The sequence below is a fragment of the Aquiflexum lacus genome, from assembly GCF_015476655.1.
GTDB classification, from domain to species: Bacteria; Bacteroidota; Bacteroidia; order Cytophagales; family Cyclobacteriaceae; genus Aquiflexum; species Aquiflexum lacus.
This window is the reverse complement of sequence record NZ_JABFHF010000003.1, coordinates 239,755-256,846: the sequence shown is the minus strand read 5'-3', so window position 1 is coordinate 256,846 and position 17,092 is coordinate 239,755. Positions and strand designations below refer to the sequence as shown.

General features: G+C 38.8%; 14 protein-coding genes. 6 read left to right on the top strand and 8 right to left on the bottom strand.

The genetic code is table 11. The features are described 5' to 3' along the window. The first annotated feature begins 95 nt into the window (after positions 1–95). The 5 genes from HMJ38_RS04740 (at position 96) to HMJ38_RS04720 (ending at position 3,323) form a co-directional block, all read left to right on the top strand. Positions 96–752 (top strand): protein-L-isoaspartate(D-aspartate) O-methyltransferase, encoded by a 657-nt coding sequence (locus HMJ38_RS04740; RefSeq protein WP_194973212.1) that lies wholly within the window; start codon positions 96–98, stop codon positions 750–752. Positions 753–833: 81 nt separating this feature from the next. Further along, the gene (locus tag HMJ38_RS04735) at positions 834–1,367 is read left to right on the top strand and encodes an acyl-CoA thioesterase (RefSeq protein ID WP_194973211.1); all 534 of its coding nucleotides are present in this window, start codon (positions 834–836) and stop codon (positions 1,365–1,367) included. A 45-nt stretch (positions 1,368–1,412) separates the two neighbouring features. Then, entirely contained in the window at positions 1,413–1,970 is a 558-nt protein-coding gene (locus HMJ38_RS04730) for a hypothetical protein (RefSeq protein WP_194973210.1), read from the top strand. Beyond that, complete coding sequence (locus tag HMJ38_RS04725; protein WP_194973209.1) at positions 1,967–2,290, top strand: DUF3817 domain-containing protein; 324 nt, start codon at positions 1,967–1,969, stop codon at positions 2,288–2,290. Before HMJ38_RS04730 ends, HMJ38_RS04725 begins: the two co-directional genes overlap by 4 nt. A gap of 10 nt (positions 2,291–2,300) precedes the next feature. Further along, positions 2,301–3,323, top strand: a complete 1,023-nt coding sequence (locus HMJ38_RS04720) for a hypothetical protein (RefSeq protein ID WP_194973208.1) — start codon at positions 2,301–2,303, stop codon at positions 3,321–3,323. 174 nt (positions 3,324–3,497) lie between these two features. Here HMJ38_RS04720 and HMJ38_RS04715 read toward each other — a convergent pair whose 3' ends face one another. The 7 genes from HMJ38_RS04715 to alaS all read right to left on the bottom strand — a co-directional run bounded on the left by HMJ38_RS04715 (position 3,498) and on the right by alaS (position 13,661). Next, positions 3,498–5,951, bottom strand: coding sequence for a leucine-rich repeat domain-containing protein (locus HMJ38_RS04715; RefSeq protein ID WP_194973207.1), 2,454 nt, complete (start codon positions 5,949–5,951; stop codon positions 3,498–3,500). Next, the gene (locus HMJ38_RS04710; RefSeq protein WP_194973206.1) at positions 5,938–6,777 is read right to left on the bottom strand and encodes a hypothetical protein; all 840 of its coding nucleotides are present in this window, start codon (positions 6,775–6,777) and stop codon (positions 5,938–5,940) included. The genes HMJ38_RS04715 and HMJ38_RS04710 overlap by 14 nt, the downstream gene beginning before the upstream one ends. Beyond that, positions 6,774–7,352 carry a hypothetical protein gene (locus tag HMJ38_RS04705; protein WP_194973205.1) on the bottom strand — a complete coding sequence of 193 codons (579 nt, stop codon included), beginning with the start codon at positions 7,350–7,352 and terminating at the stop codon, positions 6,774–6,776. The genes HMJ38_RS04710 and HMJ38_RS04705 overlap by 4 nt, the downstream gene beginning before the upstream one ends. Positions 7,353–7,375: 23 nt before the next feature. Continuing rightward, complete coding sequence (locus tag HMJ38_RS04700; protein ID WP_194973204.1) at positions 7,376–7,849, bottom strand: nucleoid-structuring protein H-NS; 474 nt, start codon at positions 7,847–7,849, stop codon at positions 7,376–7,378. Positions 7,850–8,119: 270 nt separating this feature from the next. Beyond that, positions 8,120–9,238, bottom strand: coding sequence for a redoxin domain-containing protein (locus tag HMJ38_RS04695; RefSeq protein WP_194973203.1), 1,119 nt, complete (start codon positions 9,236–9,238; stop codon positions 8,120–8,122). Positions 9,239–9,364: 126 nt separating this feature from the next. After that, positions 9,365–10,825 carry an Asp-tRNA(Asn)/Glu-tRNA(Gln) amidotransferase subunit GatB gene (gatB, locus tag HMJ38_RS04690; protein WP_194973288.1) on the bottom strand — a complete coding sequence of 487 codons (1,461 nt, stop codon included), beginning with the start codon at positions 10,823–10,825 and terminating at the stop codon, positions 9,365–9,367. Positions 10,826–11,030: 205 nt separating this feature from the next. After that, positions 11,031–13,661: an alanine--tRNA ligase gene (gene alaS, locus HMJ38_RS04685; protein WP_194973202.1), complete on the bottom strand. Its 2,631-nt coding sequence runs from the start codon at positions 13,659–13,661 to the stop codon at positions 11,031–11,033. Between the two features lie 119 nt (positions 13,662–13,780). Here alaS and HMJ38_RS04680 point away from each other — a divergent pair, with 119 nt between their 5' ends. Continuing rightward, positions 13,781–14,758: a M23 family metallopeptidase gene (locus tag HMJ38_RS04680; RefSeq protein WP_194973201.1), complete on the top strand. Its 978-nt coding sequence runs from the start codon at positions 13,781–13,783 to the stop codon at positions 14,756–14,758. A gap of 106 nt (positions 14,759–14,864) precedes the next feature. Here HMJ38_RS04680 and HMJ38_RS04675 read toward each other — a convergent pair whose 3' ends face one another. Beyond that, entirely contained in the window at positions 14,865–17,069 is a 2,205-nt protein-coding gene (locus HMJ38_RS04675; protein WP_194973200.1) for a carbohydrate binding family 9 domain-containing protein, read from the bottom strand. Between the last annotated feature and the right edge of the window lie 23 nt (positions 17,070–17,092).

Sequence of the window (17,092 nt, the reverse complement as noted above, 5' to 3'; positions counted from 1 at the left end):
CAGGTAATAAGCAGCAATTTGCACATCAGCTCTCAAATTAAGCCAATTTATCCCTTAACTTAGCACGCCGTACAAAAGTTTCTCAATCAGTTTATATGTTGAAATTAGAAGATAGCTACCGTCATAAGGGTCAGCGAAAAGAATTGGTGAAAGTGATCAAAGAAAAAGGTATCAAAGATGAAGCTGTACTTGAAGCAATCAACACCCTGCCACGCCATTTTTTCTTTGATTCTGCATTGGACTCCCACGCATACGAAGACAAAGCTTTCCCTATAGGAGAAGGTCAAACCATCTCTCAACCCTATACTGTGGCATTTCAGACCGAATTGCTGCAAGTCAATCCTGGAGATAAAGTTTTGGAAATAGGAACAGGCTCGGGATATCAAGGTGCGATTCTACACTTGCTTGGGGCAGAAGTCCACACCATTGAATATCAAAAAAAATTATTTGACCGAACGAAAAAATTTTTGACAAAACTCGGAATTCACCTTCATTTTTATTTTGGCGATGGTTCGCAGGGAATTCCTGAAAAAGCACCTTTCGATAAAATATTGGTAACCGCTGGAGCCCCGGTTGTACCTCAATCACTGCTGCAACAGCTTAAAATCGGAGGGAAATTGGTCATCCCGGTCGGAGATAGAAAAAATCAGAAGATGCTCAGATTGACTAAAAAAACAGCAACCAAAATCATTCAGGAGGAATTTGAAAACTTTGCATTTGTGCCACTACTTGGCGCAGAAGGCTGGAGATAACAGAATAATATACTGAATTTTGAATCCTATAATTAAAATATGAATCAATAATTTTGTAATTTTACAAAAAAATTAATTTTTATGACAAAAAAGAAACTTGCCAGTCAATCGGCGGTAATTATGACCGAGATGGTTCTCCCCAATGACACCAATACCCTCAACAACCTCATGGGTGGCAAACTGATGCATTGGATGGACGTCGTAGCGGCTATAGCAGCGCAAAAGCATTCCAATAGAATTGTAGTGACAGCAGCGGCTGATAGTATTTCGTTCAAACATCCTATTGCACTTGGAAATGTCGTGACTTTAAAATCTCAGGTTACCCGGGCATTCAACTCTTCCATGGAAGTATTCATTGAAGTTTGGGCAGAAGATATTCCCGCAAACAAAAAAATACTTACCCATAGAGCCTTCTTTACATTTGTAGCTGTAGATCAAAATGGGAGGCCGATTGAAGTGCCTGAAGTAGAACCGAGCACGCCGGAAGAAGTTGAATTGTTTGAAGGGGCTTTGAGAAGAAGGCAATTAAGGCTTGTACTTGCGAAAAGAATGGACCCAAAAGATGCCGTTGAACTCAAGTCGATTTTTAACATGGATAATCCAAAAGAATCATAGTCTCTACTTCTTGTAATACCCCGATTTTTTAATCAATTTAGGCACATGGAAAATTTGAGCATTCATCATCTGGCTATGTTCATGGACAGTGAGATTTTTATTCTTCCCGAAGAGAAAAATATGATCATCGAGAAGGAATCAGATTCCCTTCCCTATCCTGAACCAAAGCAGGAAATAAGCTTGGTTGAAGAAGATTCAGAAAATGATTCAGTGAATTTGGAATATGAGGGCGGATTTGGAAAAGGTGTATTGGTAGTTTACCAAGGGAAGTCTTTAGATCCTGCTTTGCATGAACTTTTGTTCAAAATATTAAATGCAGTGGGTTGTTCTTTGAAAGACATAGCCCTAGCGTCTTCTGATTCGATGGAAATGATATCACTTTCTAATGTTATGGCAATGAACCCAAATAAAATAATTTTGTTCGGGAATTTTAGACATGACATCATGATGCTCAAAAAATCACCTTACGAAATCATCAATCATGAAGGTGTAGAATACCTTTTTGCCGATGATCTGAAAATTCTCTTTGAAAATATTATTTTAAAAAAAGCACTCTGGACTGAACTTCAGGTACTATTCAACATTACTAAAAAGCAAAAATGAGCACTGACAATATTAAAATTACGTGGTTAAAAAGGTTCAGGATAATCAGTATCGTGGAAGGAATATCATTCCTAGTGCTTTTATTTATCGCCATGCCATTGAAATACATGTTGGATTTACCACTTGCTGTCACCTATGTCGGCTGGGCACATGGGATACTTTTTGTCATTTATATTTATGTGGTTTTTCCTACAGCCAGAAGAATGTCATGGAATTTCAGTAAAACCTTTTTTGCTTTGATGGCTTCGGTTTTACCATTTGGCCCATTTATTTTTGACAGGTATTTGAGCAAAGAAGAAAAAGAGATGGCTAAATCTTAATTCTAATCTTATGGCACTGATCAGTAAAAAGAAAATAATTTATCCAATCAGTGACGGCTTACGGTTGTTTCTTCAAAAATATGGTCGGGAAGTTGATTTTCCGATTCATTACCATGACTTATTGAGGTACAGCAGTTCGATCCCATTGTATGATTATAAAGATAACGATACGCTTTGGGAGACAGTTTTTTATGCCCAATCTGATCGGGAGGAAATACATTATAATGTAAAAAAAATCTATTCTCTTCTAAAGGCCGAGGGTGATATGTCTGTCATGAAACACCTTTATGTGGACCGGATTGATCTGTGTGTCTACGGAAATACGCAGCCTTTCAGAGTCAGGATTGTAAATAGAATAAACGATAATTTCGATTATTTTTATGTCAAACAAGCAGATGCTTCCAGAGTTTATGGTCTGGAATTGGAGCACTTACTTTCCCCAAATCGAATCAGCTATTTTGTCCACAAAAACACCCTGATAGAAGAACATATTGCCGGAATACCCGGAGAACAGTTTATGCGGCAACAAATCAATGACCCATTACTTAATCCGATCAGATTGGCCAAGGAGTTTGTGAAGTTCAATGAAAGGTGTTTTGTAAGGCTTTTGGGTGACATGCATTCATCCAACTTTGTGGTGGTGGTGACGCCTGATTTTGAAGAAACCCATTATAGAATCCGTGCCATTGATTTTGACCAACAGTCTTATGAGGCGAAAAAATCCATTTATCTACCCCAGTATTTTAAGCAGAATAATGCGCTGATACAGCTGGGTATCAAACATATTACACCGGAGTCCATGGCCCAATACCAAAGAGAGGAAAGAGCCTTAATTGCCAATAGGCTCAAAACATCAACCGTTGAAATTGAAGATGTACTCAAAACTATGGAAAATGACACGATTTCTACCAAAGAAAATATAGATTCCCTCAAAAAAGATTTGGCTAGACACTACAAAAATGACAGGTTTTTGAATTGTACCAATATGGGGCAAATTTTACGAGAAAGCCTTGAACAGGTGTTGAAAAAGTAGAAGATTTAGAAGGCAGTTGCAGTTGGCAGTTGGCAAGAACAATACTCCTAGTACATTTTGTACGAAATACCAAGAACCAGCTTCACCATACGCATAAACGACTGATTCTTGGTCTTTTTTCTTGGCTCTTCTTTCTCAGTTCTAATCTCTCGCTTCTCTCCTCTCAGCCTCCCCCTAATAAAACCTCACGTCGGCATTGGGATTTAGCTTTTTGAAACCATCGACGGCCCTTTGGTTCAATCTTGTGTTAAAGCATATCAAACTTTCTAGATTCAAACCTTGAACAGGCTTCAGGGATCTGACATTGGTGCTGGCAATATCCAAATGCTTAAGATTAATCAGAGTTTCCAAACCACGTAAAACTCTAATATTGGTTCCTGAAATGACCAATGATTCCAAACCTGGTAATTCGCCTAAGGGTCTCAAATCTTCAATACCTGTGTTGGAAACGTCAAGGACAAGTAGATTTCTAAGGGGAGTCAATACTGAAAGATCAGTAACAGGGGCATGAGAAACTTTCAATTGTTCTAAAAGAGGCATATTGGAAAGATCCGAAATATCAATCATGGGAACATTTGAAACTGAAAGTTTCCTCAAATTATTAAAAATCAATAATGGCTGAAGGTTGGATATTTGTACCCCTTGAATTTTTACTTCAGGCTGTGCTGTCCAACTGTGTAAGGACTCTAAAGTAGGTGTTTGGTCAGAGTCGCCAAACTGTTCTTTAAAGACAGACTTCCAAGTTTCATCCAAAATATCCCACCACTGTTCAAGGGAAGTTGATCGGTAAATGATATTTATTTTTTTATTGGCAGTCAAAAACTCCGGTAGATCTTCAGCATTAATTTCAGAATTATCGAGATTAAGGTACTCCAATGCAGGAAGTTCTTTTAGGATCAAAAATGATTCCACTGGGCTGTCACGAAAATCAATCCTTGTCAAATCCAGCAAGTTAACCAACGGCTGAAGATTTTTAACCTTCGTATTCTTACCTGATATTGTCAATAAAGTCTTGATATCAGAAAGTGGTGTAAGGTCGTTGACCTGGGTATCATCAAAGTTAAGATGATTGATTTTTTTAAATTTCAGTACAGGACCTAGTGCGTTGATATCACTTGCGGAAAGATCCAAGGAATCAGCCCCTACAGTAAATGAAATGTCTTCAATAGCAGGAGTGGTTGATTTAAGCTTAGGATTGATATTCGCTAGCGTTGCTTTCCACTCAACCGGAAGCCCATTCCACCAAGTCTGAAGGTTTTCGACATGGTGAATTAAAAGGACTGACCTATTTCTTCTGGCAAATTCATCCGCACTTTCCTCCGCAACACCTGTCCTGTCAGCATATAATTTTCGCAGGGATCTTTTTCCACTTAATGCACTCAGGTCAGAAACTTCAGTCTGATTGATATTAATCATATTGAGTTTTTCCAATCCTACAAGCGGTGTCAAATCTACTATATTGGTCTCTTTGAGGGTTATTTCTTCCAAACTTTTAAGGGATGACAGAAGATCAAGGTTCATCAAGTAATTCCCACTGATATCCAACCTTTCAAGATTCTCCAATTCACTGATATTTTCAATATTGTTAAAACCACTATTACTTAAATCCAGATCTTTCAATGATTCAAAAGAATTGAGCACTGCAAAGCTCTGAACAGGAACATTTATGGCTTTGAGCGAATGAAGCTTTTTTAAATTACCCAATTCACTGATATCCTGAATCTGCGTACCTGAAATATTCAAGTACCCTAGATTATCAGAGTATTTTATAAACTGAATATCTTCAGTGGGGGTATTGGAAATGTCCAGATAATTCAGAAAAGTCACATGACTGATAGGATTAAGCTCAACTATTTTGGTGTTGCTAATATTAATGTATTTTAGTTCTCTTAGCGCATGAATTGGCTCAAGATCAAGAACATATTCATTACCCGAAAAGTCCAAAGAGTCAATAATACTGATCTTATAAAGGTGTTCCAGCATAATTGAATCTTCTTCGGATAACCCAATTTTTTCTCTAAAATAAGCTTCCCACGTATAAGAAAGTGTTGACCACCACTCTGTCAATTCTTCATCCCTACTCAATTTGGTGGTGTATATACTGGCAATTTTCAGTTCATTTGATTTTTTATCCACATTCACTTCCACAAAACGTTCTTTTGTATTGGTGATCTTCTCATCGTTGAGACCTGTCGCTGTAAGCGTCCTGTCCATGGAAACAAGAAATGATAATTCCTCATTGTCTCTCAAAAAAGGCTTAACCTCTCGGACTTTAAATTTAAAGTTGGCATCCTTGAAAAAAAACTCGATATCTTTTAGATAAGCTGTCACATCCTTATTGGTAATTACTTTTCTATCCAGCAAAAGGTCATCTTCTACTTGGACTTTTTCGTCTCTAAAAATCTTTTTATAGCTCTCCCTGATAATCACATCCTTATCCCTCGAAGGCGTATCCTTACTGCCTACAGTATTGAAAAAATACTCCAAAAACTGTACTTGATCGTCCACCTTTTGAGACAATTCTTTAATTTCTGTTTTGGTATAATCACCCAGGTTTTGAGAAAAACCCGGTGTCATTGTTCCAATCAAAGAAATAATAAAAAGAATGAAGTGCTTATTTTTGATCATAAATATACTTGAGAATAGTTTCTTTATCTCCTGGGTTGAGTTTCACTAAATTTCCTATCAGCCAACCGGTATTGAATCCCGGTCTGTTGAATTGATTGAGTTCGAAATACCAATTGTTGATCTGGAAGAAATGGAATTTCACATCACTTATTGTTTCAAATCTGATATTGCCTTTTTTCATTTCGTAAAGAAATAAAGTCAGGTAATCGGGTTCATATTCTTTTGAAGTAAATGCCTCAGGAGTATCAGAATCCTGAAATGCTCTTCTAAGATTCATAAAGCCCAATTCATGACTCAAAGGATGAAGGAAGCCTTTTTCACTTCCACTTGGTTTTTTGAAAACATCCCTGAAGGGTTCGAATATTACTTTATCAATAACCCACTCATACCCCAAACCTTCAGGCTGGATTTTGAGGAATAAAGTGACATTTTCCCTTTTTCCCTTATACATGAAAATTGAACTTACTTCTGCAAACCATCCTTCCCGATGAAAATTCAGGAATTGCGGCAGATTATCTGCAAGTACTTCTTTCATGAAATCAGATTTGAGATTATTGGTGATACCCGATGTTTCATTGTCAAAAAGTATGCTAATAAATTGACCTCTTAATTCCCTATCCCTATAGAGAGGGTCTCCGGAATAATACCTTTTTTGTCCATCCTGACTTTCTTCGGCATTAAACCTTCTAAAAAATTGGTTGACTTGTTTTGTTGAAGCGGCGAATCTGCCATCATCCTTCGGCGAACCAGGGCTGTAAAGGCCCTGGCTGCTCGCCATTGATAAGGATGTAATAAATAATACTAATACTAATAATAGTTTTCTCATGCGGAGGTTTCAGTCACACGGATATCACCGAGCATCACATCCCAGAATTCGATAGTCCTACCGGCGATCTGAGTTTGTTTTTTCTCAACGTATATGGTGATATCTTTTTTGGTGGTATCTCTATAGTTTAGACCACTTTCAAGGGAAGTACCTTCAAATCTCTGGTAAACAGTTACAACGCCAACATATCTTCCATCAGGCTGTCTTTCAAGATCACTGATGTAATGAATATCGTACCATGAAATGTTTACCCGATCATAATTCAAAGCCATCAATCTTTCAAAGTATCTTCTTACTTTATAATAAGCTATTTCTTTGCGGTTCAAGGAAGAAACTCCCATTTCAGCACCTGGTGCAAATAGTTCTTCCGCTCTGTCCATAACGCGATTTGCCTCAGAGAATTGTGTTTCCTTACTTCCAATTATACTGATATACTTACTCAAATCTTTTACTTTTTCCAATGCCAAGGAATCAATCGCCTGCTTTCTAGCTGGACTGATATTGTCGGATTGGGCCATTGAAACTGATGCTGATACCAAAAACAGCAACAGGAAAAGTGGGATATATTTTTTCATTTGATTAGATTTTACGGTGGATATTATTTTTTACGACGAAGTTCCAGTTCAGAAACCCTACCATTATTATCAAGTCTGATATCGGATATAAAGTTGAGGTTTTTCTTGGTGTCTTTTAGGTAATTCAAATATTTATCAATGGTAGTAGGTTCATCATAATCCTTAATTCCACTTTCTTCATGAATCACAATCAAAACAGGTGTATTTGAATTAGAAAACATGCCGGATGCTTCTTGGATAGTCGTATTGGCAGCATCTAGATTGCTGGAATTGGCGATACTGTTGAAATAATTCTCCAATTTACCTACTGCAACTTCCTCAGCAGAAGGACCTGGCGCAGGTGGTGGTGGTGGGGTTGGTTTTACTTCTTCTACAGGTGCTGGTTCTGGTGCTGCTACGACTTTCTTCTTCCCTTTACAGGCACCCAAGGCTAGCAATCCAAACAGGGCAATTGTCAGTATCCTGCTCAGTGGTGATTGGACGGTTCTTTTTTTCATGTTTAGCTAATTGATTAATTTTAATTTAAGAGATTGGGTTACTTTATATTGTACAAAATGTATTCCATTGAAAGATTTCAAATTATTTATTTTGAATTTATTATTTCTGGAATTGCAATTTGTGTGTTTTTTGTATTTTTCAAAGATGCACAAATCTATGTGAAAATTCTTTATATATTTTCAATGTTTGACGAAGGAATATAAAATTTATTTTTACAAATAAAAAGACTACAAGTGCCCAAAACACTGCCTCTTCGTTTGATCGGTATTTTATTGATTGAAGATTTCTTTCAATTTATTTTCCAAATTTACACCTCTTAAATCTTTAGCAATAATCCTTCCTTCTGGATCCACCATGTAAGTGGCTGGGATTGCATTGATTTGATACAAAGCTGCCGCAGCAGAATTGAAATATTTCAGGTCAGAAACATGGGTCCAGGTCAGTTCATCTTCTTCGATTGCTTTTACCCAAGCATCTTTTGTCCGATCCAAAGACACTCCGAAAACCTCGAAACCTTTATCATTGTATTCATTATACAATTTTACAACATTTGGGTTTTCCTGTCTACAAGGTCTGCACCATGCAGCCCAAAAGTCAATTAAAACATATTTACCTCTTAAGTCCGAGAGATTTACCATATTACCATCGGGATCAGGCAGCGATATTTCGGGGGCTATTTGACCTATCGATAATGCCCTCATCTCATCCAGTTGATTGGCCATCACCTGTATCATCTTCGTATCAGGATATTTTTGGTTGAGATCAGAAACCATCTGATCAACAAATAAGAAATCATTCTTGAGATTCAATAGGGAAATCCCTGCCATCGTGGCAAAGCTTCCATTCATCCCTTCCAATGTTTTTTTGACTTTTTCACTATGAGAAGTTTCAATCAACATAGCTTTGTTTTGAATATCCTTGATGGCATCTTGATCTCTTTTGCTCATTGCTTCAAAATAGGCATCATTAAGTTCATTGAGCTTCTCTTGATAATCGGTCATGAGAGATTCTATCTGCTGCATATTCTTTGAATCTTCTGAACCTTCAATTTTTAGGCTATTTTCATCATCGAAATCATAAAAAATCTGTACATCCTGATCATAAAGCGCAAGCCTTACAATTCTTTGGTCCATCAGATTCAATTCATAAAAACCGGGGGATTCCAAATTGAGTTGATAATCAAATTTTCCACTGCTATTCAATTCAAGTTCCGCAAGAGACTCTGTGCTATCGTCCACAAACTGCGACAATTCAAGTTTCCCCTCAGGTGCGTTGGTCAATATTCCTGAGACTTCTACAGTTCCGTCAAAAACTCTTTTTTCGTTTGTTGAACAAGAAAACAATGTCACAAGGACAATCAATAAAGGTAAATTCAATATATTTTTCATCTGAATTAAATTAGTTTTTCAAAGTCTTCGGTTAATACCCAAATACCTTGTTGGATGAAGCTAAGTTTGTAAGAAAACTGTATATCGCCTTTGGATGCAGATTTTGCATTTGGCGTATTCATTTAATTAATTTTCAAGTAATTCTGTCAATAATTTAGTGGCTACTTTAGGATCTGCCTTTCCTTGGGATTTCTTCATTACTTGCCCCATAAACATCCCCATCAACCCTTTTTTGCCTGATCTATATTCCTCTACCTTTCCAACATTTTCCGCCAATACAGTCTCCACTATTGGCTTCAGAGAACTTTCATCACTCTCCTGTATCAGATTCAGTTCTTGGGCAATTTCCAATGGTGATTTATCCGTTCCTTTTAGGAGTTCAGGATATATATTTTGTGATGCTACCGAGAAACTCACTTTACCCTCATCAATAATGGAAATCAATTCTGCCAGACTATTTGCTTTAACAGGAAAGTCTGAAATATGTAAGGTAAGTTCATTCAAATAGGATTTTACAGGCCCCATCATCCAGTTGGATGCTGCTTTGAAATTTTGGGTATGAGCGCAAAGATCTTCAAAGTAGAGTGCGATTTCTTTAGAATCAGTCAGCACACCGGCATCATATTCCGGCAATCCATATTCATGAACAAACTTATGGAAAAGCTCCCTTGGTAATGGAGGCATAGCTGCCCTGACACTTTCAAGCCATTCTTCAGATACAATTACAGGGCTGAGATCGGGTTCAGGAAAATATCGATAATCGTTCAGGTCTTCTTTTGTCCTCATGCTTGCAGTGGTACCTGTGGTAGCATCAAAAGTCCTTGTTTCCGAAATAATTTCTTTTCCTTGTTCTGCCAATTCAATCTGACGCTCAAATTCATGCTCAATTGCACGGCTTACATTTCTAAAGGAGTTCATATTCTTGACCTCCACCTTTTTACCGTATTCAGCTGCTCCTTTTAACATTACTGAGATATTTGCATCGCACCTCAAGGAACCTTCTTCCATGTTACCATCACAAATATCCAGGTATCGGACCAATTTTTTGATCTCAACCAAATAGGCATATGCCTCATCTGAGGAGCGCATATCCGGCTCAGAAACTATTTCAATGAGCGGGACCCCTGCTCTGTTGAAATCGACCAAAGTATCCACTTCTCCTGCCAAGTGCATGGATTTTCCGGCATCCTCTTCCATGTGGATCCGTGTCAGCGCCACAGACCTTTTGGTCCCATTCGGCAAAGTAATGGGGACATGTCCTCCTACACAAATAGGATTTTTATCCTGTGTGATCTGATATCCCTTTGGTAAGTCAGGATAAAAGTAGTTTTTTCGAGCAAAAATATTGTTCCTTGTTATGTCACTTTCACAGGCCAAACCCATTTTTATAGCAAATTCCACTGCCTTCATATTGACTTTAGGAAGTGTGCCCGGATGACCTAATGTAAGGACTGAAATATGGGTATTGGGAAGATTTCCGTATTCGGTAGAATCGGAAGTGTACATTTTACTTTTGGTCAAAAGTTGGGCATGAACTTCAAGCCCTATTACCAACTCATATTTATTTTTTATTTCTGCTGAAATCATATCAGGTAAAACTATTATTGAAGTACCCAAAATTGGGTCCAAATTCATCCAAAACCAAATTAACGGTCTTCATTTACATTAACCATGCATTGTCATATTTACATGGTAACAATAACTTATTTGTTTTATGGCAAAAAAACCAAGGATATTTTAATAAGATCTCAATTAGAAATTTACACAATAAGATCCAACCTAATATTTAGAGTCAAAGACCCATTAACATCAACCTTGCCTTTTCCAACACTTTTGGTAAACCTGAAACATCCTTCCCTCCTGCCGTAGCGAAAAAGGCCTGACCTCCTCCTCCCCCTTGGATTTCTTTGGCAAGATCTCTTATTATAGTTCCTGCATTCAATCCTTTTGATTTTACCAACTCCTCATCAATGACAATTGCAATTTGTGGTTTCCCCTCAATTTCTGCTGCCAAAACTGCAACTAGATTTTCGATTTCATTTTTTAATTCAAAAGAGATTTTTTTAAGTGCATCTGCATTTGGGAAATTTACTTGTGCAAAAAGGAAATTGATTCCATTGACATTTTCCAACTTTTTCAAAAGCGCTTCTTTTTGAAGAGAAGCTTGGCCCAAATGCAAAACCTCAATTTCCTTTCTAAGGTCATTACGTTCAGAAACCAAGGATTCGATGGATTTCCTCAGATCTTTTGGGTTTTTTAACATTTCCTGAATTTCCTTCAGCAAGGTTAACTGTCCATTGACCATTTGTTCAGCAGCCTCTGCCGTCACTGCCTCAATTCTTCTGACGCCTGCGGCGATAGAAGATTCAGAGACAACTTTAAGCATCCCGATCACACCTGTGGAAGGTACGTGCACACCGCCACAAAGTTCTACCGAAAAATGCTTATCAAATGTGATTACCCTCACAAAATCACCGTACTTTTCTCCAAACAGGGCAGTGGCCCCTCTTTTCTTTGCTTCTTCGATAGGAACATTCCGCTGCTCTTCCAATGGAATATTCTCTCTTATCTTGGCGTTGACGATATTTTCAACTTTGATGATTTCTTCATCGGTCATTTTGGCAAAATGAGAGAAATCAAACCTGAGCAATTCTTCATTGACCAAAGAACCCTTTTGTTGAACATGATTGCCCAACACCTCTTTAAGGGCGGCGTGAAGCAAGTGGGTAGCAGAATGATTGTTGACTGTTGATTTTCTTTTATCAACATTTACTTTTGCCAAAAAAAGCTGATTTGGGTCATTGGGAAGTCTGTCTACAAAATGAACGGTGAGATCATTTTCTTTTTTTGTATCCAATACCTGTATTGTCTCATTACCATTTTGTAAAAAGCCTTGGTCACCAACCTGTCCACCACTTTCTGCATAAAACGGTGTCTTATCCAACACCAATTGGAACCTGTCACCTTTTTTATCCTTGATCTGTCGGTACTTTATGATTCTACTTTCTGACTCCAGAAAATCATAACCAACAAATTCGACACCTTCTTCGTCATGGACCATATTCCAATCACCGGTTTCCTGTTCAGCAGCAGCCCTGGACCTGGTCTTTTGCTTTTCCATTTCTACTTTGAAACCTACTTCGTCAATAGAAAGTCCATTTTCCCTCGCTATCAAAGAAGTCAGGTCCAAAGGGAATCCATAAGTATCGTACAGTTCAAAGGCAACTTTTCCTTCAATCACTTTGGATCCGGTATGGGACATTTCCTCTTTGATCTGATCGAGCTTTTTAAGTCCGTTATCCAAGGTCCTCAAAAAGGATGCTTCCTCTTCCATCACCACCTTGGAAATAAAATCCTGTTGGGCAGCAATTTCCGGAAAGACATCACCGAAATTTTCTGCTAACAATGGCATTAATTCATGAAGAAATGGTTTTTGAAAACCGAGGAAGGTATAGCCATATCTCACTGCTCTTCTCAATATCCTCCTGATAACATAGCCTGCTTTGTTGTTGGATGGAAGCTGCCCATCTGCAATTGTAAATGCAATCGCACGAATATGGTCCACAATAACCCGCATTGCAATATCAGTCTTTTCCTCCTTGCCGTATTCTTTGCCTGATTTGGATTCAATCAATTGGATAAAAGGAGTGAACACATCCGTATCATAATTGGAAGATTTGTTTTGGATGGCCCTTACAAGTCTTTCAAATCCCATCCCTGTATCCACATGTTTTGCAGGAAGCTCCTTCAAACTACCATCAGCCAGCCGATTAAACTGCATAAAAACCAAATTCCAGATTTCAATTACCCGTGGGTGATCATTGTTGACCAGTTCAAAACCAGATGTTTGACTTCTCTCATCATCAGTTCTTAGATCAATATGGATTTCAGAACAGGGTCCACATGGCCCGGTCTCTCCCATTTCCCAAAAGTTATCTTTTTTGCTACCAAATAAGATCCTGGCTTCAGGCACTATGCTGCTCCAAATCTGGAAGGCTTCCAAGTCCTTGTCGAGACCATCCTTTTGGTCCCCTCCAAATACTGAAACATATAGCCTGTCTTTGGGCAACTTATACACTTCGGTCAACAATTCCCAAGCCCATTCAATTGCTTCTTTTTTGAAATAATCACCAAATGACCAATTGCCCAACATCTCAAACATGGTATGGTGGTAGGTGTCCACACCCACCTCTTCCAGGTCATTGTGCTTACCTGAAACCCTAAGGCATTTCTGACTGTTTGCAACCCTATTGGCTTTGGGAACCTCATTTCCCAAGAAGAAATCCTTAAACTGATTCATACCTGCATTGGTAAACATCAGTGTAGGGTCATTCTTGACAACAATGGGAGAAGAAGGGACAAATTGATGGTTTTTTGACTTAAAAAATTCTATAAATAAATTTCTGATTTCCTTGGCTTTCATCTAAGCTTTTGACTATGTTCGTATTATCTAATTAATTTTAATATCTTTGTGGGCTCCTTGACGTAATCACCCACTTACCTTAGGGGCACAAAATTAGAAGATTTACCCTGCATTTTACAATGAGTAGAATAAAATATTACTACGACGCCAAAACATGTAAATACGAACGTTACAAACGTAGCAAATGGGACATATTGCTCAATACTTTGGGTTTTGTCTCATTGGCTTCCATGATGGCAATTGGAATTCTCATACTTTTCAGTTATTACTTTGACAGTCCAAAAGAACTTTTGCTCAAAAAGGAAAATCAAGAACTGACTTTGTATTATCAGTTATTGGAGGAAGAAGTTTCCAAAATGAATTACATGCTATCAGACCTTCAACAAAGGGATGACAACCTTTACAGGATCATTTTTGAAACAGAGCCTGTTCCTACCGAGATACGAAAAGCTGGCATTGGAGGCACAGAAAGGTATAAAGAGTTGAAGGACAAGGGTCTTAAACAAGAAGATTTGATCCTCACACTTTCTCAAAAAGTGGATGCCTTGAAACGACAACTTTATGTCCAATCAGTGAGTTATGATGAAGTTACTGAACTTGCCTTGAAGAAAGAAGAATATTGGGCTTCAGTCCCTGCAATTCAGCCTGTTACCAATGAAGAATTGAATTTGTTGGCTTCAGGATTCGGTATGCGGGTTCATCCTATTCTCAAAGTGCGGAAAATGCATCAGGGAGTGGATTTTGCTGCCCCAAAAGGAACTCCGATTTATGCAACCGGAGATGGAGTGGTAAAATCAGTAAAAACAGTATTTGGTGGCTATGGCAAACATATTGAAATTGATCATGGATTTGGGTTTGTAACCCGGTATGCACACATGAACGACTTTAAAGTCAGGAGAGGTCAAAAAGTAAAACGAGGCGACCAAATTGGCACCGTGGGAAATACAGGCTCTTCAACAGCCCCACATGTCCACTATGAGATTATGAAAGATGGAAGATTTATAAACCCTGTCAATTACTTCTTCAAAGACCTCACGCCAGAAGAATATGATAAAATTCTGGAATTGGCAGGCAAAGAAAATCAATCTTTGAGCTGATCATCTTCTTAGATTTTTAAAATGAAAAAGGTTTCAGACCGTCTTGGTCTGAAACCTTTTGATTTATTAGGACTCAATTAGTCCACATTTGGTTATTTCCAAATGGTTAAAACCTGAATGTATATGTCAATTTCATATTGGTATTTGCTTCCATGGATACAAATCTCTCCATGTAGTTTTGCCAATTGTGGTTATACACTACAAAAAAGGTGTTTCCGGGACTTAATACCCAAGAAAATCGGGTGTTGGTTCCCAAAAAATTGGTGACATTGTCATATTGGATGTTGAAGTTGATCGAAACCCAAGGAGAAAAATCATAAGCTGTGATCAAACGGAAAAGGTGGGTATCAAAGTCTCCTTCAGCCAGCCTGACCCTGCTGTGGACCCAGCTTCCAGTCACATTCAGTCCAACAAATGGCCTAACAAACAAGTCCGCAGTGATCATCGTTTGTTCACCGGTCCAGAACCCGGCTTTATTTAATGTAAATTCGCCGCCCACTCTTCTGAAGCTCGCTGATCGGACGGCAATGCTGTAACCCAAATTGTAAAAATCTCCAGGTTGGATGACAAACTCCCCATTTCTCAGAATATCAAAAGTATGATCCAAATATTCATAGTTGTGATTGACCTCAAATTGAAGGATATCACCTGTTTCAAACCTGATTCCCAATAACTGAAGGCGGTGATTGACAGTAGCAGGACGCCAATCCATTTCCATTAAATATTCGAAATAATACTGCCAACTCAGCTCCCTGATGATTGCACTTTTGCCAATCAAAGGACTGTAGCTGATGGAGGGTTGAAGCCGCCTAAATCCTACTCTGGGTGCAAATCCGACAGCTGGGTCATAGTTGATGCCAAATTCTCTGTAACTGACATGGGCTTCCCAAGGCTGATTGGGAAAATTGATCCTAGCTCCCCGAACCGATCTGTCCCATAGATTGGTGGTGTCTCCGAATTCCGTTTCGGTGTGACCTGCCACAAATGCCTCAAATTGTAGGTTTTTGTTGCCCAAAAATTTAGATGTATTGAGCCCCAAATCTGCTGCTATTGTTTGTCGGGTCTGTAATGGATCTTCATCTGTATCCCTTCTGGTATACATCACACCAATGGTACTTTCCCCTGCAAAATTCTGGACCACGCGCCCGACAGTAAATGACTCTCCGGAGTTCTCCTGACTTTCTCCGGTTCGGACATGAAGAAACCCTACATCTGTATTTTTGATCCTCCCTATCATTCTGGCACCGTACCGAATCGGAATGGGTCTACCGTCATCAAGACCTATTCTCCTGCTGAAATAAGGGTTGGGGTTACTGGAAGGGGCAAACTGAAAAATATGGGAACCTTCCAGAAAGAATGCCCTCCTTTCCGGAAAAAAGAGAGGAAATCTGGTCAAGTTAATCTGTCTGTCATCCACTTCGGTTTCGGCGAAGTCGGTATTCACAGTAATACCTGCCTTAAGGTTGGGGGAAATGTTATAGTTCAATTCTCCTCCTGCATTGTAACGGAATTCACTTTGAGTGGGACTTTCAGGATCAGCCTTTTGTCTGAACTCTGAGACTATTCCATAAGGAATTGCTTCCAAGCCGAGTCCTTGGTTGATGCCGCTTAACCCAGTCAATTTACCCGCATCCTGTGGTCTCCGTATCCCTTGGTTTCTCCGATGACCTGACCAAAGAACTTCTTCGTTTTTTCTTCTGATGCTTCTCAAAAAATTGATCCCCCAAACATCTGAGCTAGGGTCAAAATTGAGTGTCATAAACGGAATTCTTATCTCTGCTGACCAACCTTCTGTATCCCTGCTGACCCAGGCCCTCCATATACCGTCCCATGCAGGTATCAGCCTTGTGCCCTGACCTACCCGTAGTAGGGCATCACTCATCAGACCCAATGGGTTAATTTCAAAATAATAGGCAGATCGCTGATCATTATAAGTGTCCAAAATAAAGGCAAATCTGTCATCGGTTAACAAAGATTGATCTCTTCTCCGTTGAAATGCTTTTATTTTATCCGGTTCGGAATCAAAAAACCGAGCTCCTATATACAGGTATTGACCGTCAAAGGCAACCCTGATGATGGTCCGCTCTGAAGCTGGAGAGCCTTCTACAGGTTCCATCATCAAAAAATCCGAAGCCACATCTGTATTTCCCCAAAACTCTTCATCCAACTTCCCATCCAATACAATCAATTCACCCGGCTTGAGACGGTATGCCTCCAATGACTTTGAATCTTGCGCCATTCCCTTAAAAAGGGGGATCAATAAGCACAAAAACAAAAACAGATACCTGAAAATTTTGGGAGAAAATCTCATAGAAGGAGCAATTTACCTCATTA